We start from the raw sequence: 13,578 nt of genomic DNA on the forward strand, positions 1-13,578 counted from the left end.
TCCTCCTATTCGATTATGGTGTCATCGAATTTGTAGCCGACTCCCCAGACCGTTTGAATCAATTGTGGTCCGACTTGTTCAATTTTTTGACGAAGCTTTTTAATGTGAGCATCAATCGTACGCTCGTCTCCAAAGTAGGGGTCTTCCCAAATACTGGTCAATAGGTGCTCTCTGGAGAAAACTTGTTTAGGATGGCTAGCCAATAAAGCAAATATTTCAAATTCTTTAGGTGTTAAGCTTTCAATACTAATATCATCAAGAAAGGCTTCACGCGTTGATGTACTAATTTTTACGCGATTTGTTGTAATATCAAACCGACTGTCATTCTCTGGTTCTTTGACCGGGTTAGCTAATTTAGAGCGGCGATACAGGGCTTTTATTCTTGCCATTAAAGTCAAAGGACTGAACGGTTTGGTTACGTACTCATCTGCCCCGATTTCCAAACCGATCACTTGATCACTTTCCGAATCACGAGCTGTGAGCATAATAATGGGAACGTGGTCTGATACTGATCTGATTTTTTGGCAAACTTGCATGCCATCCATCGTTGGCAAGTTTAAATCAAGGATAATCATATCCCACTTTTCTTGGTCTGCTAGAAATACATCTAATCCTTGCTTGCCATCACCTTCAAATTGGGGTTGCCAAGCTTCCTTTTCAAAAAACATATCCATCATTTCGCAGACTGCTTCATTATCTTCAATCATTAATATATTCATGACGGTCACCCTTCTTTCTGTCTTCTCTATTATAACCGATTATTGATTAGCTTTCTCTCAATAAGCAAGATTCTTCCCCACTACTGTATCATGATTTTTTGAACTTTTTGTGAAGAAAAAAAACGGAAATTTTTTCTTTTGCGGATATTATATATAGAAGATAAAAGGAGTGATAAACATGAATCAACTATCATTAATAGGACGGATCGTCCGTCCGATTGAATTACAGGAAGTAGGAGCTGGACGTTTTGTTGCTAACAACACCTTAGCTGTTCAGAGACTCAAGAAAAAAGAGGATGGTCAAAGCCAAGCCGACTTTATCCCTATTGTCGTTTGGGACAAACTTGCCCATTTATTGAAACAATACTGCTCGAAAGGGTCGCTCATTGGCGTTAACGGTCGCTTAGCTTCTCGTTCCTATACAAATGGCAACAATCAGAAAGTCTATGTTGTTGAACTGATTGTTGATGATCTTCATTTCATCGATCCTAAAAAGAAGCAGGATACACAAGAGACTACATCGGATAGTCCTGATATTGTCGAACTCCCTTTTTAAAGTGGTCTTCACTCACCTCTCATGAGAAGACCCGTATAGAAAAAAAACAGGTCGAGACTATGTCTCGGCCTGTTCTAATAAACAATTTCTTTACTTCTTAGTTTGTCTGCATACTCATTGATTTTTCGAATACGGTGGTTGATACCAGATTTAGAAATTTCACCACTTGGCACCATTTCTCCTAACTCTTTCAAGCTGACATCTGGATTTTCTAATCGTAATACCGCGATTTCTTTCAGTTTAATTGGTAGTTTATCTAATCCAACCATTTCATCAATGAATTCAATGTTTTCAATTTGTTTAGCTGCAGCATCAATCGTCTTATTCATATTAGCATTTTCACAGTTAACTAAGCGGTTAACTGAGTTACGCATATCACGAACAATACGAATATCCTCAAAACGCATCATCGAATTGTGAGCACCTACTAGAGCTAGAAAGTCGGCAATTTTTTCTGCTTCTTTCAAATAAGTAATATAACCATTTCGTCGCTCGATCGTACGTGCGTTAAAATCGAATTGATTCATAATCTGACAAATATCTTGATTATGATCTTCATAGTTAGAATAAATCTCTAAATGATAACGACTCGTTTCCGGGCTATTTACTGAGCCACCTGCTAAAAAGGCACCACGTAAATAAGACCGTTGCTTCTGTTCATTCATCATAATCTCTTCTGAAACATGAGTCTTAAAACTCAGCCCATCGAATATCTCTAATTCGTCGAGAAGTTCCCTTACACCGTGCTTTAAGCGCACAATATAAATATTGTTTTTCTTCAACTTCATTTTACGGCGAACGAGTAACTCACCTTCTGAGTTATAGTGATCTTTCAATAACGAATACATCCGTCTAGCAATGGCTGCATTTTCTGATTGGATATTTAAGACCAAACTTTGGTTATAAATACTCACCGACCCATTCATTCGAATAAGCGCTGTTAGTTCTGCCTTAGCATGTTCACGGTGAACTTCTAAGGTTGTTAGCTCTTTTTTTACTTCTGAAGCATATGACATCGCTGTTCCTCCTCTCTTTAGTAGTGACTTGTTTATAGTGTATTCAATCGCATTGATGACATTAAGTTAATAATTTCTGAGGCCACTTTTTCGCCGTCATGGTAGACGCCGCCCTCTTTTAAATTAAGAAAATCTGCTGAAATCACACGGCAGTTTTCATCACGTAAGGATTGAAAATCGTGGCGGACTTGGAAGAGATATTCTTCGTCTGCCTGTTGATTCAAATACTCACTTGGGACTTCTTCTGTATTGACCAATACAGTATTGATAAATGGTTGATTTAAGTGCTCATGTAAGACTTTTACATGGTCTGCATCAGAAAAGTTTTCTGTTTCGCCAAGTTGAGTCATAATGTTACAAATATAAACCACTTCAGCCTTTGCATTCACAACTGCTTGACCTAAATCACTAATCATTAAGTTAGGTAAAATGCTAGTATACAAACTTCCCGGTCCAATCACAATAACATCGGCATCACTAATAGCACGAAGCACGTCGCGTGAAGCAACCGCTTCTCGGCTCTCGTCTAACGGTTTTACCCAGACATGTTCAATTTTTTTACGGTGTTCAGCGATTTTCGATTCGCCTTTAACAATGTGTCCGTCATCAAATTTAGCATACAAGGTTAATGGTTCTTCAGCAGCAGCGAAAATTTTGCCTTTCACTTGCATCATCGTTGATAGCAAACGAACAGCATCAAAAATACTCCCTTTCATTTCAGCTAAAGCCGCAATTACTAAGTTCCCAATCGCATGGCCTGAGAAGAAATCATCACTGGAATCAAAACGATATTGGAATATCTCCTTATATATATCAGGTAAATCAGATAAGGCATTCATACAGTTACGAATGTCACCAGGTGGGATAATATTTACATAGTCGCGAATAACACCGCTACTACCGCCATCATCCGCAACCGTTACAATAGCAGTTAAATCAACATTATATTGTTTTAGTTGTTTTAAAATAACAGGCAGACCTGTTCCTCCACCCAAAACAACAATCTTATGTTGGCGTTTTTTGGATTTTATTAGTTCACTCATGACCGATTCGTAGCCTCTTTTCGTTTGTTTTTATCACGATGAGTGATGTTCACGACATAACCATCATTTTGAAGATGGAGGGCTACGCGTTCAGTGAGGGCAACGGATCTGTGCTGACCTCCTGTACATCCAATACCGATAGTGACACTCGTTTTTCCCTCTTTTTTATAGCCGGGAATAATATAATCTAATAGATCAGTAAATTTGCGGTAAAAGGTTTCTGTTTCAGGCTGTTGCATCACATAATCATAGACTGCCTTATCTAGTCCCGTTAACGGTCGCAATTCATCGACATAATGCGGATTTGGCAAGAAACGTACATCCATCAATATATCAGCATCAATCGGCGCACTATATTTAAAGCCAAAGGATACGACCTCTATGTGGAATAATCCATGTTCTTTATCTTGAAATTTTTCTAATATCATTTCACGTAATTGGCGTGGCGTTGTTTTACTTGTATCCACAACCCACTGTGCACGGCTGCGAATATCTGTTAATAGTTCACGTTCTTTTTTAATCCCTTCTGATAGGGTTCCAGCTGTTTGAGTTAGTGGATGGTTACGTCTTGTTTCCTTATAACGTGAAACTAAAACATCATCTGACGCATCTAAAAAGATTGTTTTTGTTGTAATAAATGATGTGTTATCTAAGCTGCCAATAGCTGTCATAATCTCGTCAAAAAATGCTCTTGAGCGTAAGTCAATCACTAAGCAGACACGGCTAATTTTCCCTGATTCTTTTACAAGCTCCCAAAACTTTGGCAACAAGCTCGGCGGCATATTATCCACACAAAAATATCCTAAATCTTCAAATGTTTGCAGTACAACTGTTTTCCCTGCACCGCTCATGCCTGTAATAATAACGAGTTCGAGTACATCAGCCATGATTATTCCTCCTCTTTCTTTGCTTAAAGATTATTATAACACACCGGGCGTATCGTATACATCTTTATTCATTATTTATGAAAATATTCTCGCTTACATTTCAATTCTATCGTTATATTTAAAATTTGAATGCAAATATTTTTACGCTTCTCATCAAAATATAATAATTTTCTATGGAAGTCCTTTGCTACAGAGAAGTAAGCGGTTTTATTTAAACAGTTTTTTCGTGCTTCAATGGTTTTTCTTTGCATTTAAAAAGGATTATTGAGACGATAGCTAGAGTGCTATGTCCTAAAAAACATACTGGAGGAGTCAATTATGATTGAATTTAAGAATGTAACGAAATTATATCCGAACGGAAAGAAAGCCGTTGATAATATATCATTGTCCTTTGAGACAGGTGAATTTATTGTCTTTATCGGAACGAGTGGCAGTGGTAAAACAACTTCCATGCGAATGATTAATCGGATGATCGAACCGACTGAGGGAGAAATCCTGATTAACGGTCAGAATATTCAAAAGAAAAATGCGGTTGAACTGAGACGCAAGATTGGATATGTGATTCAGCAAATCGGCTTGATGCCTCACATGACTATTTATGAAAATATTGTTTTGGTCCCTAAATTACTAGGTTGGCCAGAAGACAAGCAACGTCAAACAGCTGAAGACTTAATTAAGCGGGTAGATTTACCGCTCGAATACTTAGACCGTTACCCTTCTGAGTTGTCAGGTGGACAGCAGCAACGGATTGGTGTTATCCGTGCTCTAGCAGCCGACCAAGATATCATTTTAATGGATGAGCCTTTTGGTGCGCTTGACCCGATTACACGCGATGCCTTGCAAGAACTAGTCAAACATTTGCAAAAGGAAATGGGTAAAACGGTTGTCTTTGTTACCCATGATATGGATGAAGCCCTAAAACTAGCTGACCGCATTGCAATTATGCAAGAAGGTAAAGTGGTTCAGTTTGATACCCCTGATAATATATTAGCTAACCCCGCTAATGAATTTGTAGAAGACTTTATTGGTGAAGAGCGTCTAACACAAGCGCAAACCAATCTCAAAACAGTCGAACAAATTATGAATCGCCGCGTTATTACTTTAGAAATTGGAAAAACCATGGCTGATGCGATTAAAGTCATGCGTGCACAACGTGTCGATAACCTCTTCATTGTTGACGAAGATCAAAAATTACTTGGTATTTTATCGGTTGAGATTATTGAGAAAAACCGCCGCCGCAACGTGATGGTTGAAGAAGTTATGGAAGAAGTGTTATTTGTTCGTGAAGGTGCTCTTGTAAGAGATGCTCTTCAACGTATTCTAACGCTCGGCTATAAAAACATCCCCGTTGTGGATGAGGAAGACCGTTTAATTGGTTTAATCACACGCGCCTCAATCGTTGATATTGTTTATGATTCAATCTGGAAAGATGCTGACTTAGATGAGTTAGAAGAAGTCATCGAAACAACGATTATCGAGGAGACAGAAGCAACTGAACAAAAGGAGCTGATTGAATAATGAGCTTTTTACAAACGAATGGTGTCGAACTCCTTTCTAAAATGGGTGAACACTTCTTTATTTCATTTGTTGCCTTGTTATTAGGGACGCTTGTAGCAGTGCCTCTTGGTATTGCTTTGACTCAGTCTGAAAAACTGTCACAGTATGTGATTAGCTTTGTATCTATTTTACAAACCGTTCCGTCACTCGCACTTCTGGCATTGATGATTCCTCTATTTGGTGTGGGTAAATTACCAGCCATTGTCGCCTTGTTTATCTATTCGCTACTCCCTATTTTGAGAAATACTTACATTGGTATTTTGGGTGTGCGTTCAGATATCGTTGATGCTGCTAAAGGAATGGGAATGACCAGCCAACAACAAATTTGGAAGGTGAAAGTACCTTTAGCTGCCCCTGTTATTATGTCAGGTATTCGCTTAGCAGGCGTTTATGTGATCGCCTGGGCAACACTAGCTTCTTATATTGGTGCTGGTGGTTTAGGTGATTACATCTTCAATGGCTTAAATGTCTATGACCAAGAAATGATTATTTGGGGAACCATTCCAGTAACGATCTTAGCTCTACTCACTGACTTCCTTCTTGGCAAGGTGGAGATTCTGGTCACTCCAAAAACGTCTTCTGAGAAAGGAGCCTTATCATGAAAAAAATAAAAAAATGGTTTGTTATCCCCTTATTAACGATTCTGCTTTCAGCTTGTTCCCTACCTGGTTTAGGTGCGACTTATGCAAGTGATGGGATTATTATAACGGGTGGAACAACAACTGAAATGCAAGTACTAGCTTACTTAGTAGAAGGTATGATTAGCCACTATATTCCAGATGCATCAATTGGATTGGTTAATAACTTAGGGTCTTCGACTCTAAACCATCAAGCACTCATCGGTGGTGATGCTAACGTGTCAGCCGTTCGCTATACGGGTACCTCTTTAACAGGTGAACTAGGACTTGATCCTATTACTGATCCAAACCAAGCCTACGATACGGTTGTAGCAGGTTTTGATGAAGAATTTGATCAGGTTTGGTTCCCTTCTTATGGCTTTGCTAATACTTATGCCTTCCTTGTGACAAAAGAATTTTCTGAAGAAAATAATGTCACTAAAATTAGTGACTTAGCTAATTTAGCTGATTCAATAACAGCAGGTGTGGACAACTCATGGATGGAGCGTGAAGGTGATGGTTATGCAGCCTTCCAAGACCTATATGGTTTTGATTTTAATACAATCTATCCTATGCAAATTGGTCTTGTCTACGATGCACTTCAAGCTGGTAGCATGGATGTCGTTCTCGGCTACTCAACAGATGGGCGTATCTCTAGTTATGACTTAGTCGTATTGGAAGATGATTTAAACCTATTCCCGCCTTATGACGCTAGTCCTGTTGCTACCGAAGACATTCTTGAGTTGTATCCTGAGTTAGAAACCATTCTTCTTAAATTAGAAGGTGTTCTAAGCGATGATAAGATGCAACAAATGAACTATGAAGTTGATAACAACTTGATTGAACCTCAAAAAGCTGCTTATGATTTCTTAGAAGAACATAACTATTTTGAAGATAAAGTGATTAAACCGTTGGGAGGTCAAGAATAATGGAAATGAGTCAAATGAATACACTCCAACAATTAATCTTTTACTTATCAGAAAATGGTCTGTATGTCCTTAGTCAATTCTGGCGCCATTTCTTGATATCAATTTATGGTGTTGTTTTCTCAGCTGTTATTGCGATTCCACTAGGCTTTTGGATTGCTCGCCATAAAAAACTAGCTGATTGGGTGATTGGGATTGCTAACGTCATCCAAACCATCCCTTCACTTGCCCTACTATCTATTTTAATGTTGGGACTTGGTTTAGGAGCAGATACGGTTATTGCCACAGTATTCCTTTATTCCTTACTTCCTATCATTAAGAATACTTATACAGGTGTGAAGAGTGTTGATAGCTCTTTACTAGATACTGGAAAAGGAATGGGGATGACGCGTATGCAATTAACCTTTATGGTTGAATTGCCACTATCCCTAGCCGTTATTATGGCTGGTATTCGTAACGCCTTAGTAGTAGCAATTGGAATCACTTCTATCGGTACCTTTATTGGTGCAGGTGGATTAGGTGATATCATTACCCGTGGTGTCAACGCGACAAACGGTGGTGCTATTATCTTAGCCGGCGCTATTCCAACTGCTTTAATGGCGATTATTGCCGACTTGTTGTTGGGTTACTTAGAAAATCGTTTAGATCCTTCTAAACGAGCAAGTAGACGTGCTTAATAATGAACGAACAAAAAAAGCTTGGATTTTTTTCCAAGCTTTTTTGTTTGTTCTTATTCAGCTGTTAAGCTTTTAATTTCTTTTTCAAAGGCTGTTACTTTTTCATATACAGCTGCTTGGCTGTCTGCTTTTGCACCGATGTAGAACTTAATTTTCGGCTCTGTTCCACTTGGTCGAATAGCGATCCAGCTGCCATCTTCTAAAACATATTTCAACACATTTGAACTTGGCATATCGATAGCTTCTTTTTGACCATCTGCCCATGTTCTCTCGCTAGTTCCGAAGTCTTGTGTTTCCACTACTTTTTTACCAGCAAATGCTTCAGGTGTTTGTTGACGGAATTTAGCCATCAATGCTTTAATTTTTTCTGCCCCACTTAAGCCGCTCATGGTTACTGAAATGGTTTTTTCTTGGTAGTAGCCATGTTTTTCGTAAAGTGCTTGCAACCCATCATAGAGGGTTTGACCTTTTTTCTTATAGTAAGCGGCTACTTCAGCAATCAAAACTAAGGCTTGGATGGCATCTTTATCACGAACGAACGGTTTCACTAAGTAACCATAGCTTTCTTCAAAACCAAATTGGAAGTCATAACTGCCATCTTCTTCATACTGTTTAATCTTCTCAGCAATAAATTTGAAACCTGTTAGAACATCAACCATTTTTGCACCATAAGATTCCGCAATGACAGTTGGGAATTCACTAGACACGATTGATTTTAAAACTACGGCATTGTCTGGCAATGTGTTCGATTCTTGTTTCGCTAACAGCAGATAATCAACCATCAATGAGGCAATTTGATTACCTGAGATCACTTCATATTCACCATCTTGGCGGCGAACAGCAGCTCCTAAACGGTCAGCATCTGGATCAGTTGCAACTAAAATATCTGCCCCGATTTCTTTTCCTAAACGTTCTGCGTATTCAAAGGCACCTGGCTCTTCTGGGTTAGGCGATTTCACAGTTGTAAATTCAGGATCAGCTTCAGCCTGTTCAGGAACTAACGTAAAGCCTTCAAAGCCTGCTTGTTTTAGCGCACGTTCTCCTAGCATTTTTCCTGCACCATGAAGTGGTGTAAACACCAATTTCATTTCTTGGCTGACTTCTTTAATTAGCTCTGGGTTAACAGATACAGTAGCGACCTCTGCTAAGTAAGCTTGGTCTATTTCTTCACCTAAAATAGTTAACAGGCCGCTTTCTTTCAACTCGTCTTCACTCATCACTGCAATTTCAAGTGGGTTATCGATTGCACGAATAAAGTCTGTCAAGGAATCCGCATCTGCAGGTGGCATTTGCCCGCCATCTTCACCATATACTTTATAGCCATTATATTCTGGTGGGTTATGGCTAGCTGTAATCATAATTCCTGTTAAGGTATTTAAATGACGCACCGCAAATGATAATTCCGGCGTTGGACGTAGGCTTTCAAATACGAAAGAAGGAATACCATGTTTTCCTAAAGTTCGTGCAGCTTCCATCGCAAACTCTGGTGAGAAATGTCTAGAGTCATAGGCAATCGCTACACCGCGTTTCTTTTCTTCTTCTCCCTTTGATGCCATTAAACGTGCTAGTCCTTCTGTCGCTTGGCGAACAGTATAGCTATTCATTCGGTTAATACCAACACCAATAACACCACGCATCCCTGCTGTTCCAAATTCTAAAGGTGAGAAGAATGCATCTTTAATTAAGTCATCGTTGCCTTCTAAACTGTTTAGTTCCTTAATTAAGTTTTCTTCCATGTTATCAAAATTTTTCCATTGTTTATACGTCTCCATGTAAACCATCCATATGACCTCCATAACATCGTTTTCTTTATTATAACATTATGAGCTTAATTTATAAGCCTTTTCATTGTATTACAGCTTAAAATGTTGTTTTTACCTTTTCATGCTGACAGGGATGTGTTATATTTTGTAACATAATAAATGAGAATAGGATTAACAAAATGAAAATAATATTTGTTCAAGCATTGACAGCGAAAAAAGAGCGTGGTATTCTTTATTTTATGAAAAGTAGTGGGTTTCAAGACATTTCATTATGTTACCAAACATAACATTACTTTCGCATAGGAGGAGATGTATCATGGATAAAAAGAAATTTTTTCAATTTGGTCTAACAGCATTGGCGGCAACTGTTCTTGTTGCGTGTGGATCTGGTGACGAAAACACTGGAAGCGAAGCTAGTGGAGAGAAAGTCTACATCATCGGGACTGATACAACATTTGCTCCTTTTGAATTTCAAAATGACGAAGGCGATTTTGTTGGGATTGATTTAGATTTACTAGATGCAATTGCTGAGGATCAAGGCTTTGAGTATGATCTACGTTCATTAGGATTTAACGCAGCTGTAACAGCCTTAGAAGCTGGTCAAGTCGATGGCGTTATTGCAGGTATGTCTATTAACGAAGAACGTCTATTAAAATATGATTTTTCAGATGCTTACTATACAAGTAGTGTCGGTGTTGCTGTAAAAGCTGATTCTGGATATAGCTCACTAGCTGACTTAGCAGGTACACAAGTTGTTGCCAAGACAGGAACTGTTGGTGCATCATTTGCAGAAAGCATTAAAGATGAGTATGGATTTGAAGTTAAATATGTTGAAGACTCTTCGACGATGTACCAAGATGCATTGACTGGAAATTCTTCTGCAGTCTTCGAAGACTACCCTGTTATCCAATACGAGATTACTCGTGGAATGGAACTAAAGGTGATCACTCAGTCTGAAGAAGGTGGCGAATATGGTTTCGCTACATTGAAAGACAAACAACCCGAGCTTGTTGAAATGTTTAATAAAGGACTACAAAACTTACGTGATAGCGGCGAGTACGATGAAATCATCGCAAGTTATCTAGGCGAATAATAAAGGTTAAGGGCTGGACTTTTCCTGCCCTTAACTTTTGTCATCTATCGTCATATTTTAAATGTTAGGAATGATAGACATGTTATTTTTTGAATTATTTATCAAGCATTTCCCATCTTTTATGGATGCGATGTGGCAAACTGTTCAAATTACCTTATTCGCTTTACTATTCGCTTCAATTTTGGGAATTATTTTTGGTTTGATGAAGGTTTCTCATAACAAGTTACTTCAAAGTGTTGCCAATGCTTATATTTGGATTATCCGCGGAACACCACTATTAGTACAAATTTACTTTGTTTATTTTGGTATCCCGATGGCGACTGGTATTTCATTAACGGAATGGAATGCCGGAATCATTACCATGAGTTTAAACGCCGGTGCTTATATGGCTGAAATTGTTCGCGGTGGAATTGAAGCGGTTGACGGAGGGCAAATGGAAGCTGCACGCAGTCTCGGTTTACCTTACAAGAAATCGATGCAAAAAGTTGTCTTACCGCAAGCATTGAGAACAATGCTACCATCTATTATCAATCAATTCATCATTACATTGAAAGATACTTCTCTGCTATCTGTAATCGGTGTTAGAGAATTAACCATGAATGGTAAAATCATCACTGCCAACAACATGGAAACCATTCGAATGTGGGGAATTGTAGCGATTTACTATCTGATTGTCATTTCTATTTTGACCTTGATTGCTAATAAGATGGAAACGCGTCTCGCTTACAGTAAAAAATAAAGATCATGAGTAAACAGAAAAACACACCCCATTGCTGGGTGTGTTTTTGATTTCGATTAGTTATTACGTTCATTCCATTCTTCAACATAATGGTAAGCACGGTTTCCTGCTTCGCCACCATCACCAACGGCCGTTGTAATTTGACGCAATGTTTTTTGGCGAACATCACCGACTGCAAAAATCCCAGCGACCGTTGTTTCCATTAATTCATTAGTGACTATCCAACCTTCTTCGTCGGTAATACCTAGATCGCGGAAGGCATCAGTTTGCGGTAGGATACCTACATAAACAAAGACACCGTCAACCTTCTTCTCTGTGACTTCTCCTGTCTTCACATTTTTAACAGTAACTGACGACACCTTCATGTCGTCTCCTTTAATTTCTTCAACGACACTATCCCAGGTGAAATCTATTTTTTCATTTTTAAAAGCACGATCTTGCAAGACTTTTTGAGCACGCAACTCATCTCTACGGTGAACAATATCAACAGCTGCAAATTGTGTTAAGTAAGTTCCTTCTTCAACTGCAGAGTCTCCTCCACCAACAACAATTAAGTCTTTATCACGGAAGAATGCACCATCACATACGGCACAATAAGAAACACCGCGACCGTTGTATTGATCTTCTCCAGGAACATTCAGTTTACGATGGTAAGACCCTGTTGCAATAATAACAGCTTTTGTACGGTAACCTTTTTTACCAGCATTAATAATGCGGTAGTCACCATCGATTTCAATGCCTTTAACGTCCCCATAAACATGTTCAGCTCCAAAACGCATTGAACTTTCATAGATTTTATCTGCTAATTCAGGACCTTTGATCGAATCAAAACCCGGATAGTTTTCTACTTCAGCTGTATTAATTAATTCACCGCCTGGTACGCCACGTTCAATAACAAGTGTATTTAAGTTTGCGCGTGAGGCATATAAAGCAGCTGTCATACCGCCAGGGCCTGCCCCAATAATAACGACATCATATAGTTTTTCTTGTATTTCCATTTGCCAACTGCTCCCTTTTCTTCATTTATCTTCTTAAGTTTAATCGTAAGCAGGATGAAATGCTATTTTTCTGCTCACAGAACTGAAGGATCTTATTGTTCTTCTTTCTCTAAGCGAGCAGCTAATTCAATAATATAATTTTTCAATTTTTCATCCATTTCTGGATGGTTCAACCCATAATCAATACTCGTTGCTAGGAAACCAAACTTATCTCCCACATCATAACGGTTACCAGTAAAGGTCTTAGCGAACACACGCTGTGTTTTGTTTAAGGTATCAATCGCATCGGTTAATTGGATTTCACCGCCAGCACCGACTTCTTGATTTTCTAAAATATCAAAGATTTCAGGTGTCAATAAATAACGACCGATAATCGCCAAGTCACTCGGCGCATCTTCTGGTTTAGGTTTTTCAACGAACTGACGAACATTATAAAGGCCTTCTTCTAACTCATTATCCGGATCGATAATGCCGTATTTAGATGTTTCTTGATGAGGCACTTGCATAACAGCAATTGTTGATGCATGTGTGCGCTCATAAGCATCCATCAATTGACGTGTTAGTGGCACTTCATCTTTCATTAAGTCATCACCTAGCATAACGACAAATGGCTCATCGCCAACAAATGCTTTCGCTTGGAGAACGGCGTGACCTAGTCCTAGCGGGTAAGATTGACGAACAAAATGAATGCGTAATTTTGTTGTTTCTTGAACAATTTTCAAGAGGTCTGTTTTACCTTTTTCACGTAAGTTTGCTTCTAATTCGATATTTGAATCAAAATGGTCTTCAATTGGACGTTTACTTTTACCAGTTACAATTAAAATATCTTCAATACCTGATTCAATCGCTTCTTCTACGATAAACTGAATCGTTGGCTTATCAACAATCGGCAACATTTCCTTTGCCATCGCTTTGGTAACAGGTAAAAAACGTGTTCCAAATCCTGCTGCGGGAATAATCGCTTTTTTTACTTTTTTCATGTGGTTA

Annotated in this window: 14 protein-coding genes; 7 read left to right on the forward strand and 7 right to left on the reverse strand. The window is 38.7% G+C overall.

Features of this window, described 5'->3' with window-relative positions; all coding sequences use genetic code 11:
* Nucleotides 1–5 precede the first annotated feature (5 nt).
* Nucleotides 6–719 carry a response regulator transcription factor gene (locus tag BW721_RS06745; RefSeq protein WP_076767329.1) on the reverse strand — a complete coding sequence of 238 codons (714 nt, stop codon included), beginning with the start codon at nucleotides 717–719 and terminating at the stop codon, nucleotides 6–8.
* A 178-nt stretch (nucleotides 720–897) separates the two neighbouring features.
* Here BW721_RS06745 and BW721_RS06750 point away from each other — a divergent pair, with 178 nt between their 5' ends.
* Complete coding sequence (locus tag BW721_RS06750) at nucleotides 898–1,275, forward strand: single-stranded DNA-binding protein (protein ID WP_076767331.1); 378 nt, start codon at nucleotides 898–900, stop codon at nucleotides 1,273–1,275.
* Nucleotides 1,276–1,349: 74 nt separating this feature from the next.
* Here the strand turns inward: BW721_RS06750 and whiA are convergent, their stop codons facing one another.
* The 3 genes from whiA to rapZ are packed head-to-tail and all read right to left on the reverse strand — an operon-like array spanning nucleotide 1,350 to nucleotide 4,221.
* Nucleotides 1,350–2,291 carry a DNA-binding protein WhiA gene (gene whiA, locus BW721_RS06755; RefSeq protein ID WP_076767333.1) on the reverse strand — a complete coding sequence of 314 codons (942 nt, stop codon included), beginning with the start codon at nucleotides 2,289–2,291 and terminating at the stop codon, nucleotides 1,350–1,352.
* A 32-nt stretch (nucleotides 2,292–2,323) separates the two neighbouring features.
* Nucleotides 2,324–3,334: a gluconeogenesis factor YvcK family protein gene (locus BW721_RS06760; RefSeq protein WP_076767335.1), complete on the reverse strand. Its 1,011-nt coding sequence runs from the start codon at nucleotides 3,332–3,334 to the stop codon at nucleotides 2,324–2,326.
* Nucleotides 3,331–4,221, reverse strand: a complete 891-nt coding sequence (rapZ, locus tag BW721_RS06765) for an RNase adapter RapZ (RefSeq protein WP_076767338.1) — start codon at nucleotides 4,219–4,221, stop codon at nucleotides 3,331–3,333. Before rapZ ends, BW721_RS06760 begins: the two co-directional genes overlap by 4 nt.
* Before the next feature lie 318 nt (nucleotides 4,222–4,539).
* Between rapZ and BW721_RS06770 the strand changes: the two genes are divergently transcribed.
* From BW721_RS06770 to BW721_RS06785, 4 genes are read left to right on the forward strand one after another with little or no spacing between them, the layout of a single operon-like run.
* A complete protein-coding gene (locus BW721_RS06770; protein ID WP_076767340.1) occupies nucleotides 4,540–5,739 on the forward strand; it encodes an ABC transporter ATP-binding protein in 1,200 nt (399 codons plus the stop codon).
* The gene (locus BW721_RS06775) at nucleotides 5,736–6,380 is read left to right on the forward strand and encodes an ABC transporter permease (RefSeq protein WP_076767342.1); all 645 of its coding nucleotides are present in this window, start codon (nucleotides 5,736–5,738) and stop codon (nucleotides 6,378–6,380) included. Before BW721_RS06770 ends, BW721_RS06775 begins: the two co-directional genes overlap by 4 nt.
* The gene (locus tag BW721_RS06780; RefSeq protein WP_076767344.1) at nucleotides 6,377–7,324 is read left to right on the forward strand and encodes an osmoprotectant ABC transporter substrate-binding protein; all 948 of its coding nucleotides are present in this window, start codon (nucleotides 6,377–6,379) and stop codon (nucleotides 7,322–7,324) included. Before BW721_RS06775 ends, BW721_RS06780 begins: the two co-directional genes overlap by 4 nt.
* Before the next feature lie 5 nt (nucleotides 7,325–7,329).
* The gene (locus BW721_RS06785) at nucleotides 7,330–7,998 is read left to right on the forward strand and encodes an ABC transporter permease (RefSeq protein ID WP_076768672.1); all 669 of its coding nucleotides are present in this window, start codon (nucleotides 7,330–7,332) and stop codon (nucleotides 7,996–7,998) included.
* A 53-nt stretch (nucleotides 7,999–8,051) separates the two neighbouring features.
* On the opposite strand, the gene BW721_RS06790 is transcribed toward BW721_RS06785, so the two are convergent.
* A complete protein-coding gene (locus BW721_RS06790) occupies nucleotides 8,052–9,779 on the reverse strand; it encodes a phospho-sugar mutase (protein ID WP_076767346.1) in 1,728 nt (575 codons plus the stop codon).
* Between the two features lie 298 nt (nucleotides 9,780–10,077).
* Between BW721_RS06790 and BW721_RS12060 the strand changes: the two genes are divergently transcribed.
* Both BW721_RS12060 and BW721_RS12065 read left to right on the forward strand, forming a co-directional pair.
* Nucleotides 10,078–10,854, forward strand: a complete 777-nt coding sequence (locus tag BW721_RS12060; RefSeq protein WP_076767348.1) for a transporter substrate-binding domain-containing protein — start codon at nucleotides 10,078–10,080, stop codon at nucleotides 10,852–10,854.
* A gap of 79 nt (nucleotides 10,855–10,933) precedes the next feature.
* Nucleotides 10,934–11,593, forward strand: a complete 660-nt coding sequence (locus BW721_RS12065) for an amino acid ABC transporter permease (RefSeq protein ID WP_076767350.1) — start codon at nucleotides 10,934–10,936, stop codon at nucleotides 11,591–11,593.
* A 56-nt stretch (nucleotides 11,594–11,649) separates the two neighbouring features.
* On the opposite strand, the gene trxB is transcribed toward BW721_RS12065, so the two are convergent.
* Both trxB and galU read right to left on the reverse strand, forming a co-directional pair.
* Complete coding sequence (gene trxB / locus BW721_RS06805) at nucleotides 11,650–12,591, reverse strand: thioredoxin-disulfide reductase (protein WP_076767352.1); 942 nt, start codon at nucleotides 12,589–12,591, stop codon at nucleotides 11,650–11,652.
* Nucleotides 12,592–12,683: 92 nt separating this feature from the next.
* A complete protein-coding gene (galU, locus tag BW721_RS06810; protein WP_076767354.1) occupies nucleotides 12,684–13,571 on the reverse strand; it encodes a UTP--glucose-1-phosphate uridylyltransferase GalU in 888 nt (295 codons plus the stop codon).
* Between the last annotated feature and the right edge of the window lie 7 nt (nucleotides 13,572–13,578).

The sequence above is a fragment of the Jeotgalibaca sp. PTS2502 genome (genome assembly GCF_001975685.1).
GTDB classification, from domain to species: Bacteria; Bacillota; Bacilli; order Lactobacillales; family Aerococcaceae; genus Jeotgalibaca; species Jeotgalibaca arthritidis.

Excerpts from the sequence above, each read along its gene's own strand:
- BW721_RS06750 (WP_076767331.1), top strand. The coding sequence starts at position 898 with ATGAATCAACTATCATTAATAGGACGGATCGTCCGTCCGATTGAATTA.
- whiA (WP_076767333.1), bottom strand. The coding sequence starts at position 2,291 with ATGTCATATGCTTCAGAAGTAAAAAAAGAGCTAACAACCTTAGAAGTT.
- BW721_RS12065 (WP_076767350.1), top strand. The coding sequence starts at position 10,934 with ATGTTATTTTTTGAATTATTTATCAAGCATTTCCCATCTTTTATGGAT.
- BW721_RS06770 (WP_076767340.1), top strand. The coding sequence starts at position 4,540 with ATGATTGAATTTAAGAATGTAACGAAATTATATCCGAACGGAAAGAAA.
- BW721_RS06790 (WP_076767346.1), bottom strand. The coding sequence starts at position 9,779 with ATGGTTTACATGGAGACGTATAAACAATGGAAAAATTTTGATAACATG.
- trxB (WP_076767352.1), bottom strand. The coding sequence starts at position 12,591 with ATGGAAATACAAGAAAAACTATATGATGTCGTTATTATTGGGGCAGGC.
- galU (WP_076767354.1), bottom strand. The coding sequence starts at position 13,571 with ATGAAAAAAGTAAAAAAAGCGATTATTCCCGCAGCAGGATTTGGAACA.
- BW721_RS06785 (WP_076768672.1), top strand. The coding sequence starts at position 7,330 with ATGAGTCAAATGAATACACTCCAACAATTAATCTTTTACTTATCAGAA.
- BW721_RS12060 (WP_076767348.1), top strand. The coding sequence starts at position 10,078 with ATGGATAAAAAGAAATTTTTTCAATTTGGTCTAACAGCATTGGCGGCA.
- rapZ (WP_076767338.1), bottom strand. The coding sequence starts at position 4,221 with ATGGCTGATGTACTCGAACTCGTTATTATTACAGGCATGAGCGGTGCA.
- BW721_RS06745 (WP_076767329.1), bottom strand. The coding sequence starts at position 719 with ATGAATATATTAATGATTGAAGATAATGAAGCAGTCTGCGAAATGATG.
- BW721_RS06780 (WP_076767344.1), top strand. The coding sequence starts at position 6,377 with ATGAAAAAAATAAAAAAATGGTTTGTTATCCCCTTATTAACGATTCTG.
- BW721_RS06760 (WP_076767335.1), bottom strand. The coding sequence starts at position 3,334 with ATGAGTGAACTAATAAAATCCAAAAAACGCCAACATAAGATTGTTGTT.